This is a genomic window from Romboutsia sp. 13368 (genome assembly GCF_018336475.1).
GTDB lineage: Bacteria > Bacillota > Clostridia > Peptostreptococcales > Peptostreptococcaceae > Romboutsia.
In genome coordinates this window covers 502,199-503,756 of record NZ_CP048741.1, presented here as the reverse complement: position 1 = coordinate 503,756, position 1,558 = coordinate 502,199, and the positions used below count along the sequence as shown (strand labels likewise).

Genomic DNA, 1,558 nt, shown 5'->3' with positions numbered 1-1,558 from the left:
AATAATTTATTTTGATATTTATTTACAAATTCTATTATATCCATATTCTTTATAAAACAGTATTAGTATGTTAACCTTTATAAAAACAAAAGAGGAATTTATATAAAGATTATATAAATTCCTCTTTTGTTAAGTTAGTTCTTTTTACTTGTCATTGAATATACAGGTATGCCTATTAATGTTATTACAATACCACCTATAGCAATTAATGGAGCTGTTAGCAATTGATTTATTATAACAAATAAACCTCCTATTATAGCTATAGCTGGTATAATGGGATATAGAGGTACTTTATAAGGTCTATCTAATTCTGGTCTTTCCTTACGAAGCTTGATAACACCTATAAATGTTAATACATAGAATATCCATATTGTGAAAACAGTTAAGTCAGTTAAAAGGTTGAATTGTCCAGTTAGAGCATATACTGATGCTAAAATAGCTATTAACCAAATAGAATTTGCAGGTGCTCCACCTTTATTTAACTTAGCTAAAGTATCACTTGCTGGTAATGTTTTTTTAACAGCTAATGTGTAAGCTACCCTTGGACCTGTTAGTAAGTATCCATTAAGTGCTCCAAATACTGATATTAGTATACCTACTGTTATTATTTTACCTCCTATATTACCAAAAATTCTTTCTGCAACAAGTGCAGCTGGTGCTGTAGCTTGTGCTAATTCTGAAGCTGGTGCAACCCATAGATAAGCTAAGTTTATAACTATATATACAGCCATTACTATAGATATACCTCCAACTATTGCTTTTGGCAAATCCTTACCTGGGTCTTTCATTTCTCCAGCTATAGCTCCAACATTTATCCAACCATCATATGCAAATAATGTTGCTATTAATACTTGTCCTAGTGCTCCTGTTACTGTTGCACCTGGTCCAACTAAAGGTTGAAGTATTGGGTTTCCATTACCTTTTATAAATCCAAATATTATGATAACGGCTAATGGTACAAGCTTACCTACTGTAGATACAGTCTGTATTACTCCTCCTAAAGATGAACCTACTGTATTTAAAAATGCTATAAATAGTATTGTCACTATAGCTATAACTAAAACCATCATCATATTTGCATCAGAATTATATCCTAATAATTCAAGTATTTGTTTTGCAAATATTACAGCTAATGCTGCTATAGTTCCTGGAAAGAATAATACAGTTTGCATCCAACCAGTTAAGAAACCTAATTGTTTACCATAAATCTCCTCAATATATACCATCATACCACCTGTCTTTGGTATGGCTGCTGATACTTCTGCAGCTGTTAGTCCTGCTGTTATAGTTATGATACCACCTATTACCCACGCTATCATTCCAAGTCCTGGTCCACCATTAGTAGCAGTATATATAGCTTGAGGCTTAAAGAACACCCCAGAACCTATTACTACTCCTATTACTGTTGAAAGTGCTGTTGATAAACCTAACGTTTTTTTGAGTTCATTATCCATTAAGTTCCTCCTTATGTCATCTATATTGTTTTTTTGTTCTTAACTTGGTTTTATGATATTATCATTCCCACTTTCAATTTAAATATTAAATTTACTTTAATTAG

At 31.6% G+C, this 1,558-nt stretch carries 1 protein-coding gene; it reads right to left on the bottom strand.

Annotated elements, in window-relative coordinates; all coding sequences use genetic code 11:
- Positions 1 to 134: 134 nt before the first annotated feature.
- On the bottom strand, positions 135 to 1,454 hold the full coding sequence (locus tag G3997_RS02120) for an APC family permease (protein ID WP_296647345.1): 1,320 nt from the start codon (positions 1,452 to 1,454) through the stop codon (positions 135 to 137).
- Positions 1,455 to 1,558: the final 104 nt, after the last annotated feature.